The sequence below is a fragment of the Streptomyces sp. NPDC018263 genome (genome assembly GCF_055562575.1).
In genome coordinates this window covers 951754-965725 of record NZ_JBVHFA010000001.1, presented here as the reverse complement: position 1 = coordinate 965725, position 13972 = coordinate 951754, and the positions used below count along the sequence as shown (strand labels likewise).

General features: G+C 71.9%; 13 protein-coding genes. 8 read left to right on the top strand and 5 right to left on the bottom strand.

Annotation, left to right across the window (positions count from 1 at the left end; translation table 11 throughout):
* Positions 1-38 precede the first annotated feature (38 nt).
* The 5 genes from ACZ3HQ_RS04545 to ACZ3HQ_RS04525 form a co-directional block, all read right to left on the bottom strand.
* The gene (locus tag ACZ3HQ_RS04545; protein ID WP_467507876.1) at positions 39-1097 is read right to left on the bottom strand and encodes a 2-oxoacid:ferredoxin oxidoreductase subunit beta; all 1059 of its coding nucleotides are present in this window, start codon (positions 1095-1097) and stop codon (positions 39-41) included.
* The gene (locus ACZ3HQ_RS04540; protein WP_467507875.1) at positions 1090-3018 is read right to left on the bottom strand and encodes a 2-oxoacid:acceptor oxidoreductase subunit alpha; all 1929 of its coding nucleotides are present in this window, start codon (positions 3016-3018) and stop codon (positions 1090-1092) included. The genes ACZ3HQ_RS04545 and ACZ3HQ_RS04540 overlap by 8 nt, the downstream gene beginning before the upstream one ends.
* Positions 3019-3170: 152 nt before the next feature.
* The gene (locus ACZ3HQ_RS04535; RefSeq protein WP_161190446.1) at positions 3171-3830 is read right to left on the bottom strand and encodes a response regulator transcription factor; all 660 of its coding nucleotides are present in this window, start codon (positions 3828-3830) and stop codon (positions 3171-3173) included.
* A 67-nt stretch (positions 3831-3897) separates the two neighbouring features.
* Entirely contained in the window at positions 3898-5217 is a 1320-nt protein-coding gene (locus ACZ3HQ_RS04530; protein ID WP_467507873.1) for a sensor histidine kinase, read from the bottom strand.
* A 105-nt stretch (positions 5218-5322) separates the two neighbouring features.
* On the bottom strand, positions 5323-6522 hold the full coding sequence (locus tag ACZ3HQ_RS04525; RefSeq protein WP_467507872.1) for a sensor histidine kinase: 1200 nt from the start codon (positions 6520-6522) through the stop codon (positions 5323-5325).
* A 221-nt stretch (positions 6523-6743) separates the two neighbouring features.
* Here ACZ3HQ_RS04525 and ACZ3HQ_RS04520 point away from each other — a divergent pair, with 221 nt between their 5' ends.
* From ACZ3HQ_RS04520 to ACZ3HQ_RS04485, 8 genes are read left to right on the top strand one after another with little or no spacing between them, the layout of a single operon-like run.
* Positions 6744-7160 (top strand): NADH-quinone oxidoreductase subunit A, encoded by a 417-nt coding sequence (locus tag ACZ3HQ_RS04520; protein ID WP_466671216.1) that lies wholly within the window; start codon positions 6744-6746, stop codon positions 7158-7160.
* Positions 7151-7768, top strand: coding sequence for an NADH-quinone oxidoreductase subunit B (locus ACZ3HQ_RS04515; protein WP_467507870.1), 618 nt, complete (start codon positions 7151-7153; stop codon positions 7766-7768). Before ACZ3HQ_RS04520 ends, ACZ3HQ_RS04515 begins: the two co-directional genes overlap by 10 nt.
* Positions 7765-9387, top strand: coding sequence for an NADH-quinone oxidoreductase subunit C (locus tag ACZ3HQ_RS04510; RefSeq protein ID WP_467507868.1), 1623 nt, complete (start codon positions 7765-7767; stop codon positions 9385-9387). The genes ACZ3HQ_RS04515 and ACZ3HQ_RS04510 overlap by 4 nt, the downstream gene beginning before the upstream one ends.
* Positions 9384-10352 carry a complex I subunit 1/NuoH family protein gene (locus tag ACZ3HQ_RS04505; protein ID WP_467507866.1) on the top strand — a complete coding sequence of 323 codons (969 nt, stop codon included), beginning with the start codon at positions 9384-9386 and terminating at the stop codon, positions 10350-10352. Before ACZ3HQ_RS04510 ends, ACZ3HQ_RS04505 begins: the two co-directional genes overlap by 4 nt.
* Positions 10352-11005 carry a NuoI/complex I 23 kDa subunit family protein gene (locus ACZ3HQ_RS04500; protein WP_467507864.1) on the top strand — a complete coding sequence of 218 codons (654 nt, stop codon included), beginning with the start codon at positions 10352-10354 and terminating at the stop codon, positions 11003-11005. The genes ACZ3HQ_RS04505 and ACZ3HQ_RS04500 overlap by 1 nt, the downstream gene beginning before the upstream one ends.
* Positions 11002-11598 (top strand): NADH-quinone oxidoreductase subunit J family protein, encoded by a 597-nt coding sequence (locus ACZ3HQ_RS04495; protein ID WP_467507862.1) that lies wholly within the window; start codon positions 11002-11004, stop codon positions 11596-11598. The genes ACZ3HQ_RS04500 and ACZ3HQ_RS04495 overlap by 4 nt, the downstream gene beginning before the upstream one ends.
* Complete coding sequence (gene nuoK, locus ACZ3HQ_RS04490) at positions 11598-11978, top strand: NADH-quinone oxidoreductase subunit NuoK (RefSeq protein ID WP_467507861.1); 381 nt, start codon at positions 11598-11600, stop codon at positions 11976-11978. Before ACZ3HQ_RS04495 ends, nuoK begins: the two co-directional genes overlap by 1 nt.
* Positions 11975-13969: an NADH-quinone oxidoreductase subunit 5 family protein gene (locus ACZ3HQ_RS04485; RefSeq protein ID WP_467507859.1), complete on the top strand. Its 1995-nt coding sequence runs from the start codon at positions 11975-11977 to the stop codon at positions 13967-13969. The genes nuoK and ACZ3HQ_RS04485 overlap by 4 nt, the downstream gene beginning before the upstream one ends.
* Positions 13970-13972: the final 3 nt, after the last annotated feature.

Sequence of the window (13972 nt, the reverse complement as noted above, 5' to 3'; positions counted from 1 at the left end):
TCCCGGCCCTCTGAATCCCGGACTTCGTAAAACCGACCTCAGCCGACGACCGTCCAGGTGTCCCCGCCCGCCAGCAGCGTCGCCAGATCGCCCTTGCCCTGCTGCTCGATCGCGGTGTCCAACTGCTCGGACATCAGGCTGTCGTAGACCGGCCGGTCCACCGCGCGGAACACCCCGATCGGGGTGTGGTGCAGGGTGTCCGGGTCGGCCAGCCGGGACAGTGCGAAGGCAGTGGTGGGGGAGGCCGCGTGCGCGTCGTGGACCAGCAGGTCCGCCTCGTTGTCCGGGGTCACGGTGACCACCGTCAGCTCACCGGTCCGGTCCCGTACGACACCCCGCGAGCCGTCCGCGCCGAACCGCACCGGCTGCCCGTGCTCCAGCCGGATCAGCGCCTCCTCGGCCTGCTGCTTGTCCTTGAGGGCGTCGAAGGCGCCGTCGTTGAAGATGTTGCAGTTCTGGTAGATCTCGATCAGCGCGGTGCCCGGATGGTCGGCCGCCGCCCGCAGCACCTCGGTCAGATGCTTGCGGTCGGAGTCGATGGTCCGGGCGACGAACGACGCCTCCGCGCCCAGCGCCAGCGACACCGGGTTGAACGGCGCGTCCAGCGACCCCATCGGCGTCGACTTGGTGATCTTGCCGAGTTCCGAGGTCGGGGAGTACTGGCCCTTGGTGAGCCCGTAGATCCGGTTGTTGAACAGCAGGATCTTCAGGTTCACATTGCGGCGCAGCGCGTGGATCAGATGGTTGCCGCCGATGGAGAGGGCGTCCCCGTCCCCGGTGACCACCCACACCGACAGGTCCCGCCGCGAGGAGGCGAGCCCGGTCGCGATGGCCGGGGCGCGGCCGTGGATGGAGTGCATCCCGTAGGTGTTCATGTAGTACGGGAAGCGGGACGAGCAGCCGATGCCCGAGACGAAGACGATGTTCTCCCGCGCCAGCCCCAGCTCCGGCATGAACCCCTGCACGGCCGCGAGGATCGCGTAGTCACCGCAGCCGGGGCACCAGCGGACCTCCTGGTCGGACTTGAAGTCCTTCATCGACTGCTTGCCCTCGGCCTTGGGGACAAGCTGGAGCAGCTCGCGTGCGGAGTCAGTCATCGATGGCCTCCTTGAGCGCGGTGGCGAGCTGTTCCGCCTTGAACGGCATGCCGTTGACCTGGTTGAACGAGCGGGCGTCGACCAGGTACTTCGCCCGGATCAGGGTGGCGAGCTGACCGAGGTTCATCTCGGGGATCACCACCTTGTCGTACCCCCCGAGCACCTCGCCGAGGTTGGCGGGGAAGGGGTTGAGGTGCCGCAGATGCGCCTGCGCGATGGACTCGCCGGCCGTGCGCAGCCGCCGTACCGCCGCCGTGATCGGGCCGTACGTCGAACCCCAGCCGAGCACCAGCGTCGCCGCGCCGTCCGGGTCGTCCACCTCGATGTCGGGGACGTCGATGCCGTCGATCTTGGCCTGGCGGGTGCGGACCATCAGGTCGTGGTTGGCCGGGTCGTAGGAGATGTTGCCCGTGCCGTCCTGCTTCTCGATGCCGCCGATGCGGTGCTCCAGACCCGGCGTGCCCGGCACCGCCCAGGGGCGGGCCAGCGTGCGCGGGTCCCGTTTGTACGGCCAGAAGACCTCGGTGCCGTCCTCCAGCATGTGGTTCGGGCCCTGCGCGAACTGCACCTGGAGATCCGGGAGTTCGTCCAGGTCCGGGACGCGCCACGGCTCGGAGCCGTTGGCCAGGTAGCCGTCCGAGAGCAGGAACACCGGGGTGCGGTAGGTGACCGCGATCCGGGCCGCCTCCAGCGCCGCGTCGAAGCAGTCGGCCGGGGTGCGCGGGGCCACCACCGGGACCGGCGCCTCGCCGTTGCGCCCGTACATCGCCTGGAGCAGGTCGGCCTGCTCGGTCTTGGTCGGCAGACCCGTCGACGGACCGCCGCGCTGGATGTCGATCACCAGCAGCGGCAGCTCCAGCGAGACCGCCAGCCCGATCGTCTCGCTCTTGAGCGCCACACCGGGCCCCGACGTCGTCGTCACCGCGAGCGAACCGCCGAACGCCGCGCCCAGCGCCGCGCCGATGCCCGCGATCTCGTCTTCCGCCTGGAAGGTCCGCACACCGAAGTTCTTGTGCTTCGACAGCTCGTGCAGGATGTCGGAGGCCGGGGTGATCGGGTACGAGCCCAGGAACAGCGGGAGATCGGCCTGCCGGGAGGCGGCGATCAGCCCGTAGGCCAGGGCCAGGTTGCCGGAGATGTTGCGGTAGAGACCGGGCGGGAAGGCCCGCGCGGCCGGCGCCACCTCGTAGGAGACGGCGAAGTCCTCGGTCGTCTCGCCGAAGTTCCAGCCCGCCCGGAACGCGGCCACGTTGGCCTTCGCGATGTCCGGCTTCTTGGCGAACTTGGTGGTCAGGAACTTCTCGGTGGCCTCGGTCGGCCGGTGGTACATCCAGCTCAGCAGCCCCAGCGCGAACATGTTCTTGCTGCGCTCGGCCTCCTTGCGGGAGAGGTCGAACTCCTTCAGCGCCTCCACCGTCAGTGTGGTCAGCGGCACCGGATGCAGGTGATAACCATCGAGCGAGCCGTCGTCCAGCGGGGAGTCGGCGTACCCCACCTTCGCCAGCGCCCGCTTGGTGAACTCGTCCGTGTTGACGATGATCTCGGCGCCGCGCGGCAGGTCGCCGACGTTGGCCTTCAGCGCGGCGGGGTTCATGGCGACCAGCACGTTCGGCGCGTCGCCCGGGGTGAGGATGTCGTGGTCGGCGAAGTGGAGCTGGAAAGAGGAGACGCCGGGCAGGGTGCCGGCGGGCGCGCGGATCTCGGCGGGGAAGTTGGGAAGGGTGGAGAGGTCGTTGCCGAAGGACGCGGTCTCCGAGGTGAACCGGTCCCCGGTGAGCTGCATACCGTCACCGGAGTCCCCCGCGAACCGGATGATCACCCGGTTCAGGCGCCGTACGTCCTTCGCTCCGCCCGGTCTGCGCTGCTCACCCGCGGGGTTCTCGTCGGCCTGCTCCGCTGGGCTGCTGACCTGACTGGTCACTGAACTGGACCTCCTTCGAGGCGGCCGTCCGGGGGCGGTCTTCCCCCGGACCAATCCCAGGGTCAACCCTACGTCGCTCAGGGTCGGCTTCCGAGGATCGGTTGGGTATCTCCCGTTATGTGGACTCGCCACGCCGCCCAGTCTGGGTGCCGTCAGGAGTTCAGATAGGTCAGCACCGCCAGAACACGCCGGTGGTCTCCGTCGCTCGGGGTCAGGCCCAGCTTCATGAAGATGTTGCTGACGTGCTTCTCCACCGCGCCGTCGCTCACCACGAGCTGCCGGGCCACGGCCGAGTTGGTCCGCCCCTCCGCCATCAGCCCCAGCACCTCCCGCTCGCGCGGGGTCAGCGCCGCCAGCACGTCCTGCTTACGGCTGCGGCCCAGCAACTGCGCCACCACCTCCGGGTCCAGCGCCGTACCGCCCTGCGCGACCCGCTCCACCGCGGCGACGAACTCCCGCACGTCCGCGACCCGGTCCTTGAGCAGATAGCCGACGCCCCGGCTGGAACCGGCCAGCAGTTCGGTGGCGTAGCGCTCCTCCACGTACTGCGACAGCACCAGCACCCCGAGGTCGGGGTGGCGGCCGCGCAGCTCCACGGCGGCCCGCACCCCTTCGTCGGTGTGCGTCGGCGGCATCCGTACGTCCGCCACCACCACGTCCGGCAGTTCGCCTCGGCCGGCCAGCTCCGCGATGGTGGCGAGCAGCGCCTCCGCGTCCGCGACCCCGGCCACCACCTCGTGGCCGAGGTCGGTCAGCAGCCGGGTCAGCCCCTCCCTGAGCAGTACCGAGTCCTCGGCGATGACCACACGCACCTTGTTCTCCACGATTCCCCGAGCCCCCACACGCCTGTCGACAAGGAGGCCCAGCATTTCAGCTCCGTCAGGCGCGCCAGGGCAGTTCCGCGGTCACGACGGTCGGGCCGCCGGGCGGCGAGTCCACCACCAGGACCCCGTCGACCGCGCCGAGGCGTTCTGTGAGTCCGGCGAGTCCTGATCCGTGGGCGGGGTCGGCTCCGCCTACGCCGTCGTCGCGGATTTGGAGCATGAGGTGGTGGGGGGTGTGCCAGAGGTCGAGGGTGGCGGTGTGGGCGTGGCTGTGTTTGCTGATGTTCTGGAGGAGTTCGCTGGCGGTGTAGTAGGTGATGCCTTCGATGGCGGGTGTGGGTCGGGTGGGGAGGTCGACGGTGAGGGTGACGGGGACGGTGCAGCGGGCGGCGAGGTGGGAGAGGGCTGCGTCGAGTCCTCGGTCGGTGAGGATGGCGGGGTGGATGCCTCGGGCGAGGTCGCGGAGTTCTTTGAGGGCGGTTTTGACTTCGCCGTGGGCTTCTTCGACCATGCGGGCGGCTGTTTCGGGGTCGTGGTGGAGTTTTTCCTTGGCGAGTCCGAGTCCCATGGCGAGGTTGACCAGTCGTGCTTGTGCTCCGTCGTGGAGGTCCCGCTCGATGCGACGCAGGTCGGCGGCGGCGGTGTCGACCACGACACCCCGGTCCGACTCCAGCTCCTCCACGCGGGCCGTCAGCCGTGAGGGGCCGAGCAGCCCGCGCACCAGCAGTCCGTCCACCGTGGTCAGGCCCCGCAGCAGCCACGGCGTGAGCAGCCAGAACACCAGCCCGACCAGCGCGGTCGCGGTGATCTCGAAGGGGTTGTCCAGGTAGACGCTGTGGTGGTCGTCCCCGTAGAGCTGGATGCCGCCCTGCCCGGCCCACATCGGGAACACCCAGAACCACAGCGGGTACGTCAGCAGCGCCCAGCCGTACGTCCAGAAGCTGACGGCCACCGAGAAGGAGAACACCGCCCACGGGAAGTGGACCAGCGCGTACACCAGGTGCCGCCAGGACGAGCCGCTCCTGAGCACCGCGCCGAGCCAGGGCAGCAGCCCCGGTCCGCTGGGCCGCAGGGGCTCCGGCGGGGCCACCCGTACCTTGAGCAGCGCCCCGGCCCGCGCCCGCTCCAGCGCCCCGAAGCCCCGGCAGCCGACCAGGGCCAGCGCGAGGACGGGCACTCCGACGAAGGTCACCAGCAGGCCGGCGCCGAGCGAGATCATCGTGACCGCCCAGACGAACAGGGCGATCGCCACGGGAAGTCCGGTCAGCGCGTATCCCAGCTCCCGCCAGGTCCGCGTCTCCAGCGGCGCCCGCAGCGCGGCGGGGAGGCGGTGGCGGGCCGGCTCTTCCCGGTACGGCGTGTAGTGCGTGGCCATCGGCGTGGTCCCCGTTCTCCTCGTGTGGGCTTGCCCGCTCAGACTGCTGCTTGCGGCCGGGTGCGGGCCATGGCGTGCGTCCCCGTCTTGAACAGGGGGTTTTCCCTACCGTCCGGTGCCGCGCTCGTCGTCCCGGTCCCGCCAGGGCAGCTCGGCGGTGATGACGGTGGGCCCGCCGGGCGGGGAATCCACGACGAACACCCCGTCGACCGCGCCGAGGCGTTCGGTGAGTCCGGCGAGTCCTGATCCGTGGGCGGGGTCGGCTCCGCCTACGCCGTCGTCGCGGATTTGGAGCATGAGGTGGTGGGGGGTGTGCCAGAGGTCGAGGGTGGCGGTGTGGGCGTGGCTGTGTTTGCTGATGTTCTGGAGGAGTTCGCTGGCGGTGTAGTAGGTGATGCCTTCGATGGCGGGTGTGGGTCGGGTGGGGAGGTCGACGGTGAGGGTGACGGGGACGGTGCAGCGGGCGGCGAGGTGGGAGAGGGCTGCGTCGAGTCCTCGGTCGGTGAGGATGGCGGGGTGGATGCCTCGGGCGAGGTCGCGGAGTTCTTTGAGGGCGGTTTTGACTTCGCCGTGGGCTTCTTCGACCATGCGGGCGGCTGTTTCGGGGTCGTGGTGGAGTTTTTCCTTGGCGAGTCCGAGTCCCATGGCGAGGTTGACCAGTCGTGCTTGTGCTCCGTCGTGGAGGTCCCGCTCGATGCGACGCAGGTCGGCAGCGGCGGTGTCGACCACGACACCCCGGTCCGACTCCAGCTCGGCTATCCGGCGCTCCAGCTCGTCCGAGGGCGCCAGCAGCGCGCGGGCCAGTGCCCGGTCCACGTTCGCCAGACCCCGCGCCAGATAGCCCAGCACCGGCCACAGCACGAAGAACGAGACCAGCACGGTGGTGAAGGTCAGCACGCCCCAGGGCAGCCGGATCAGGCAGTAGAGCAGCGACCGCCACCCCACCGGGTCCCGCAGCGCCTGCCACAGCCGCCGCACCACCCCGCCGCCCCGCGCCCACGGCAGCGGTGACGGCTCCGGCACTCGCACCCCGAGCAGCACCCACACCCGCGCCCGCTCCAGTTTCCCCAGCAGCCGGGCGCCGAGCAGGGAGCCCGCCAGCAGCGGCAGCCCGAGTACCGTGACGGTGAGGCCCCCGCTCACGGACAGCACGGTGACCGCGTACACGAACCCGGCCACCGCCAGCGGCAGGTTCAGCAGGAGATGCGCGATCTCCTTCCAGGTGGGCGCGTCGAAGGCGAGCCGGGCGGACGGCGGACGGCCGGGGTCGCCGGCCGGTCCGGCGGCGGGAACGGGAGCGGTCATGGCGGCCAGCCTGCCGTGCCCCAAGGCCCGTACGCCATGCGGCGGACCGCCTTCCGGGCCCTGGGGAAAACCCCACCCCCGGCCTCGCTGGGCGTCACGGCCTGCTTACGGGCGCTTTATCAGGGCCTAGACTCCCGTGCGTACGCAAACCTCCGGGCGCATCCGTCACACGATGCGCGGAGGTCACGGAGGACATCCGGTCAGGGAGCGAGGGACGGACGGTGCGGGAGACGTTGGGGGTGACGGCGGTCGCCGCGGGCGGCACCACGTCGGACTACTTCGGGTCCTACTCGGTCGTGGGCCTGCTCGCCGTCGTCGGCGTGCTCTTCGTCGCGGCCGCCTTCGGCGCCGGCCGCCTGCTGCGGCCCGTGGTGCCGACCCCCGAGAAGCTCATGACCTACGAGTGCGGCGTCGACCCCGTCGGGGAGGGCTGGGCCCACACCCAGGTCCGCTACTACGTCTACGCCTTCCTCTACGTCATCTTCGCCGTCGACTCGATCTTCCTGTTCCCCTGGGCGACGGTCTTCGCTGCCCCCGGCTACGGCGCGGCCACCCTGGTGGAGATGTTCATCTTCCTGGGCTTCCTCGCCGTCGGCCTGCTGTACGCCTACAAGAAGGGCGTCCTGACATGGACGTGAACCCGGCCGCCCCCGAGCCGGTGCTGCTGCCCGAGCCGAAGCGGCTGGGCGCGCTGGCCCGCCTTGCTCCCGAGCCGATGAAGGTCGTCCTGAACTGGGGCCGCCGCTACTCGCTCTGGGTCTTCAACTTCGGCCTCGCCTGCTGCGCGATCGAGTTCATCGCCGCGTCGATGGCCCGCCACGACTTCATCCGGCTCGGTGTCATCCCCTTCGCACCGGGCCCCCGCCAGGCCGACCTGATGGTCGTCTCCGGCACGGTCACCGACAAGATGGCGCCCGCCGTGAAGCGGCTGTACGAGCAGATGCCCGAGCCGAAGTACGTCATCTCCTTCGGCGCCTGCTCCAACTGCGGCGGACCGTACTGGGACTCCTACTCCGTCACCAAGGGCGTCGACCAGATCATCCCGGTCGACGTGTACGTGCCGGGCTGCCCGCCGCGCCCCGAGGCGCTGCTCCAGGGCATTCTCAAGCTCCAGGAGAAGATCGCCCGCGAGTCCCTGGCGGAGCGGTACGGCAAGGGCGGCGCCGCCCGGCCGTCCGCCGCCGCGCTCCAGAGCGACCTGGTGCGTCCGCCCGCCGCTCCTTCCGCGGAGGGGGACGCGCGATGACCACACCCGGCTGGCTCCCCGCCCCCGTGGACGAACTCTTCGGCCCCGACGCCACCGCCGAGGAGTCGTACGACGTCCTCACCGTCGACGTGCCCCCGGCCGCGTGGCTCACCGCGCTGGAGACGGCCCGTACGACGCTGACCTGCACCTATTTCGACTGGCTGAGCGCGGTCGACGAACCCGGCACGGGCTTCCGGGTCTCCGCGCACGTCGTCGCCCTGCACCCGGTGCGCCGGCTGCTGGTGCGTACGACCGTCCCGCACGAGGCGCCGGTGCTGCCGAGCGCCGTCGGTGTGTACGCGGGCGCCGCCTGGCACGAGCGGGAGACCCACGAGATGTTCGGGGTCGACTTCACGGGCCACCCCGCGCTGGACCACCTGCTCCTGCCGGAGAACTTCGAGGGCCACCCCCTCCGCAAGGACTTCGTCCTCGCCGCCCGCGTCGCCAAGGCGTGGCCGGGCGCGAAGGAGCCGGGCGAGTCGGAGCACGGCGGCCCGAAGCGCCGCCAGATGCTGCCACCGGGGGTGCCCGACCCGAACGAGTGGGGCCCACTGAAGGGCCAGTTGCCGCCCGCGCCGTCGCGTCCCGCGCGGGGCGCGGCCGCGGGGGAGCGTCCGGCTCGACGGGCGGCCGGGGCGGAGGAGAACGCGCGCCCTCGGCGGGCTCGGAGCGCGAGCGAGGGCTCTGCGAGCCAGGCCGCCCCGGAGCCGGGTACGGCTGCTGCGCCTCGGCGGATGCGGAGTGCGGGCGAGGGTTCGGCCAGTCAGGGTGCGAGCGAGCCGGGTGCCGGGGCTGCGCCTCGTCGGATGCGGAGTGCGGGCGAGGGGTCTGCGAGTCAGGGCGCCCCGGAGTCGGGTGCGGCTGCGCCTCGGCGGATGCGGAGTGCGGGCGACGGCTCGGCGAGCCAGGCCGCCCCGGAGTCGGGTGCGGCTGCGCCCCGGCGGATGCGGAGCGCGAGCGAGGGCTCTGCGAGTCAGGCTGCCCCGGAGTCGAGTCAGGCTGCCCCGGAGTCGGGTGCGGCTGCGCCCCGGCGGATGCGGAGTGCCAGCGAGGGTTCGGCCAGTCAGGGTGCGAGCGAGCCGGGTGCCGGAGGTCCGGCTCGGCGGATGCGGAGCGCGAGCGAGGGCTCTGCGAGCCAGGCGGCTCCGCCGGAGGCCGGTGCGGGGACTGCCGCGCGGGGCCGGGCACTGAGCGCCAGCGAGGGGTCGGCCGGCCAGGGTGCCCCCGAGCCGGGTACGGCCGCGCCCCGGCATATGCGGAGCGCGAGCGAGGGTTCGGCCAGCCAGGGTTCGGCAGAGCCGGGTGTCGGGGCTCCGCCGCGGCGGATGCGGAGTGCCTCGCAGGGGTCGGCCTCGCAGCGGACCGGGACACCCGAGCCTGCCGAGCCCTCAGCACCGGCAGAGCCGACCGAGCCTTCGGAACCGAGCGGAGCGAGCGGGCCGACCGGGCCGGCCGAGCCGAAGAAGTCGGCCCAGCCGGCGCAGCGTCGCAGCGCGGACGCGCCCTGGCATCACGCCCGTCCCGCCTTCGAGGAGGCCGACGAACCACCGAAGGCACCCCCCGCTCCCGAGCGAGAACCCACCGACACCCCCGACGACCCCGCAGGAGGCGCACAGTGAACGACGTGCTGGACGTCGCCCTGCGACTCGTCGTCGTGTTCGTCGTGTTCCTCACGTTCCCGCTGGTCATCGGCCAGACCGAGCACAAGGTGATGGCGCACATGCAGGGCCGGCTGGGCCCGATGTACGCGGGTGGCTTCCACGGCTGGGCCCAACTCGTCGCGGACGGAGTGAAGTTCGCACAGAAGGAGGACGTGGTGCCGACGGGCGCCGACCGTCGCGTCTTCCAACTCGCCCCGGCCGTCGCCCTGTTGCCGTACCTCCTCGTACTGCTGGCCATCCCGATCGGCCCGAGCGCGGGCGCCGTCGGCCAAGTGCTGGACGCGGGCGTCTTCTTCGTGCTCGCGGTGATGGGCGTCGGCGTCCTCGGCTCGCTGATGGCGGGCTGGGCCAGCGCGAACAAGTTCTCCCTGCTGGGCGGCCTGCGCACCGCCGCCCAGTTGCTCGCCTACGAACTCCCGATGCTGCTCGCCGCCGCCTCCGTGGCGATGGCGGCCGGCACGGTCTCGCTGCCCGGCATCGTGGGCGCCTTCCACTGGTGGTGGCTGCCCTGGCAGCTCACCGGCGCGGTGGTGTTCTTCGTCGCCGGCCTCGCCGAGCTGCAACGCCCGCCGTTCGACATGCCGGTGGCCGACTCGGAGATCATCTTCGGCGCGTACACCGAGTACACCGGCCTGCGCTTCGCCCTGTTCCTGCTCGCGGAGTACGCGGGGATCGTCGTCCTGTGCGGCCTGACCACCGTGCTCTTCCTCGGCGGCTGGCACGGTCCCTGGGGCGCCGACGGGCTCGGCTGGGTGTGGACCCTGGTGAAGACCGCGATCCTCGCCTTCCTGGTGATCTGGCTCCGGGTCACCTACCCCCGGCTGCGCGAGGACCAGCTCCAGAAGCTGTCCTGGACCGTCCTCGTCCCGCTCGCCCTCGCCCAGATCGCCCTGACCGGCGTAGTCAAGGTGGTGACCGCCTGATGGCTGAGCAGCTCCCGCCCACCCGGCCCAGAGTCCCGTTCTCCGGCCTGGCCAAGGGCCTCGCCGTCACCCTGCGCACGATGACGAAGAAGACGGTCACCGAGCAGTACCCGGACGTCCAGCCCGATCTCCCGCCCCGCACGCGCGGAGTGATCGGCCTGTTCGAGGAGAACTGCACGGTCTGCATGCTCTGCGCCCGTGAGTGCCCCGACTGGTGCATCTACATCGACTCCCACAAGGAGACCGTCCCGGCCGCCACCCCCGGTGGCCGCGAGCGCAGCCGGAACGTCCTCGACCGGTTCGCCATCGACTTCTCACTCTGCATGTACTGCGGCATCTGCATCGAGGTCTGCCCCTTCGACGCGCTGTTCTGGTCCCCGGAGTTCGAGTACGCCGAGACCGACATCCGCGAACTGACCCACGAGCGCGACAAGCTCCGCGAGTGGATGTGGACCGTACCGGCCCCGCCCGCGCTGGACCCGCACGCGGAGGAGCCGAAGGAGATCGCCGCCGCCCGCAAGACCGCCGACAAACTGGCCGCCGCCCAGGCCGCCCAGGCCGCCCAGGCCGCCCAGGCCGCCGAGGAAGCCCAGGCCGCCGAGCAGGACGAACAGGCCACAGACCAGAACCCCGACCAGGAGGGAGAACAGTGAGCCTCGCCGCCACCGCCCCGCACGGCTTCCTGTCCCCGACCGGCGTCGAGATCGCGTTCCTCCTCGTCGGCCTGGTCACCCTCGGCGCCGCGCTGATCACCGTCACCACCCGCCAGTTGGTGCACGCCGCCCTCTGGCTGGTGGTCACCCTCGGCGGGCTGGCCGTCGAATACCTCCTGCTCACCGCCGAGTTCATCGCCTGGGTACAGGTCCTCATCTACGTCGGCTCCGTCGTCGTCCTCCTCCTCTTCGGGCTGATGCTCACGCGGGCCCCCATCGGCCGCTCCCCGGACGCCGATTCGGGCAACCGGCTGCCCGCGCTCGTCGTCGCGGCGGGCTCGGCGGGCGCCCTGGTCTGGGTGGTGACGGACGCGTTCCGCGCCACCTGGATCGACCTGGACGGCCCGGCCGCCGGCACCACCCGCGTCACCGGCGAGAGCCTCTTCCGGCACTGGGTCCTGCCCTTCGAGGCGCTGTCCGTCCTGCTCCTCGCGGCCCTGGTCGGCGCGATCGTCCTGTCCCGCAAGGTCAAGGCGGACCAGACGGCCCCGAGCCTCACCAAGACCCCCGGCGAGAAGGAAGGCGCCCGCTGATGCACCTCGCCTACCCCGCCGTACTCGCCGCCCTCCTCTTCTGCACCGGCCTCTACGGCGTCCTCGCCCGCCGCAACGCGATCCTGGTCCTGATGTCCGTCGAGCTGATGCTCAACGCCGTCAACCTCAACCTCGTCGCCTTCGACGTCTGGCTCAGCCGCGCCGCGAAGGACACCCTGCACTCCGGCCAGGCGTTGACCCTGTTCACCATCGCCGTCGCGGCCGCCGAGATCGGCATCGGCCTGGCGATCGTGCTGGCCGTCTACCGCGACCGGGGCACCGCCGACATCGACAGGCTCCGCGACACCGCCGAGACCCCCGGCGACGACCCCGACCACCCCGACGCCTCCGGGACCGAGAAGGCTGAGGCCATCGCGTGACCACCACCACCCTCGCCGCCCTCGTCCCCCTCCTGCCCTTCCTCGGTGCCGTCGCCGGACTCCTGCTGGGCCGCACCGCGCCCGGCTTCGTCCGCCCGCTCGCCGTACTGCCGCCGCTGGCCTCGCTCGTGCTGGCCGCGCTGGTCGCGGCCCGCCAGGGCGGCGGCCGGGCCGTCGACGCGTACACCCTGCTGACGCCCACCGGCTCGGTCCCCGTGGACCTGGCGCTGCACATCGACGGCTTCGCCGCGCTCGTCGCGATCCTGGTGGCCTTCGTGGCGACCTGCGTGCAGGTCTACTCCACCGGCTACCTGCGCGACGACCCCCGCTACCCCTCCTACGCGGCCCTCGTCTCCCTCTTCACCTCCGCGATGCTCCTCGTCGTCTACTCCGGCGACCTGATCGTGCTGCTGGTCGGCTGGGAAGTCATGGGCATCTGCTCCTACTTCCTGGTCGGCCACTACTGGGGCACCCCCGAGGCCCGTGCCGCCTCCCTCAAGGCGTTCCTGGTCACCAAGCTCGGTGACGTGCCGTTCCTGATCGGCCTGTTCGCGCTCGGCACCGACGCCGGGTCCTTCCGCATCACCCGCGTCCTCGGCGCCGTGGCGAGCGGCGGACTCGACCACCCCACCCTGATCGCGCTGCTGCTCCTCGCGGGCGTGGCGGGCAAGTCGGCGCAGTTCCCGCTGCACACCTGGCTCCCCGACGCGATGGCGGGCCCCACGCCCGTCTCCGCGCTGATCCACGCGGCCACCATGGTCGCCGCCGGTGTCTACTTCGTCGCCCGTCTCCTCCCCGTGTTCGAGGCGTCCGCCGCCGCGATGACGGTCCTCGCGGTGATGGCCGCCGTCACCATGCTGGGCTCCGGCCTCGCCGCGCTGGCCCAGGACGACATCAAGCGCGTCCTCGCCTACTCGACGATCGGCCAGCTCGGCTACATGACCGGTGCCCTCGCCGTCGGCGACCGCGGTGCCGCCGTCTTCCACCTCCTCTCCCACGGCGCCTTCAAGGCGCTGCTGTTCCTCGCCGCCGGAGCCGTCATCCACGCCGCCGGCACCAACTCGCTGGCCGCCATGTCCCGGATGAGCCACCTGCGCGACCGCGTCCCGGACGCCTTCTGGACGATGACCGTGGCCCTGCTCGCGCTGGCCGCGATCCCGCCGTTCAGCGGGTTCTTCTCCAAGGAGTCCGTCCTCGGCGCCGCCGAACGCCTCGCCACCGGCCACCCCGGCCCGGCACCGGGCGCCGCCGGCTGGATCGTGCTCGTCGCCGCGCTCGCCACGGCCCTGCTCACCGCCGCCTACGCCACCCGGCTCTGGCTGCTGGCCTTCCGGGGCCGGGGCGCCGAGGCCCCGGACCACGGGCGGCAGCCGCTGACCATGACCGTGGTGCTCTGGGTGCTGGCCGTGCCCTCGCTGGCCTTCGGCGCGCTCGCCTACCGCCCGCTGCCCGGCTGGTTCGACGGCGGCAGCCTCGCGCCCACCCTGCTCACCTCCGTCCTCGGCACCGGCCTCGCGGTGGTCGGCGGTCTGCTGGCCTACGGCGCCTGGCAGCGCGTCGCCGCCCGGGCGCCCCGCGTCCCGCTGGGCGCCGTCGCCGCCCATCCGGAGGGCGACGCGGGCCTGGTCGAGGCCGAGGCCATCGCCGCCCACGAACCGGCGTACGGCGACATCGCGGAGGCCCCCGACCCGGCCGACCCCGGCCGCCTGCTGCTCGGCCCGCTGTACGGGCCCGCCGCCTCGGGCTTCCACCTGGACGCCGTGTACTCGGCGCTGTTCGTCCGCCCGGTGCTGGGCGCGGCGAGTCTGGTCCGCTTCCTGGACCGCGAGGTCGTCGACACCTACGTACGCGGCGCCGCCGCCCTGCCCCGGCTGCTCGGCGCGGCCGTACGGCGGGCGCAGACCGGCAATGTGCAGACCTATGTGAGCGCGCTGCTCGCCGGCACCGTCGTCCTGACGGTCGCCGTCCTCCTCGTCGCCTCGGGAGCGTGAGCG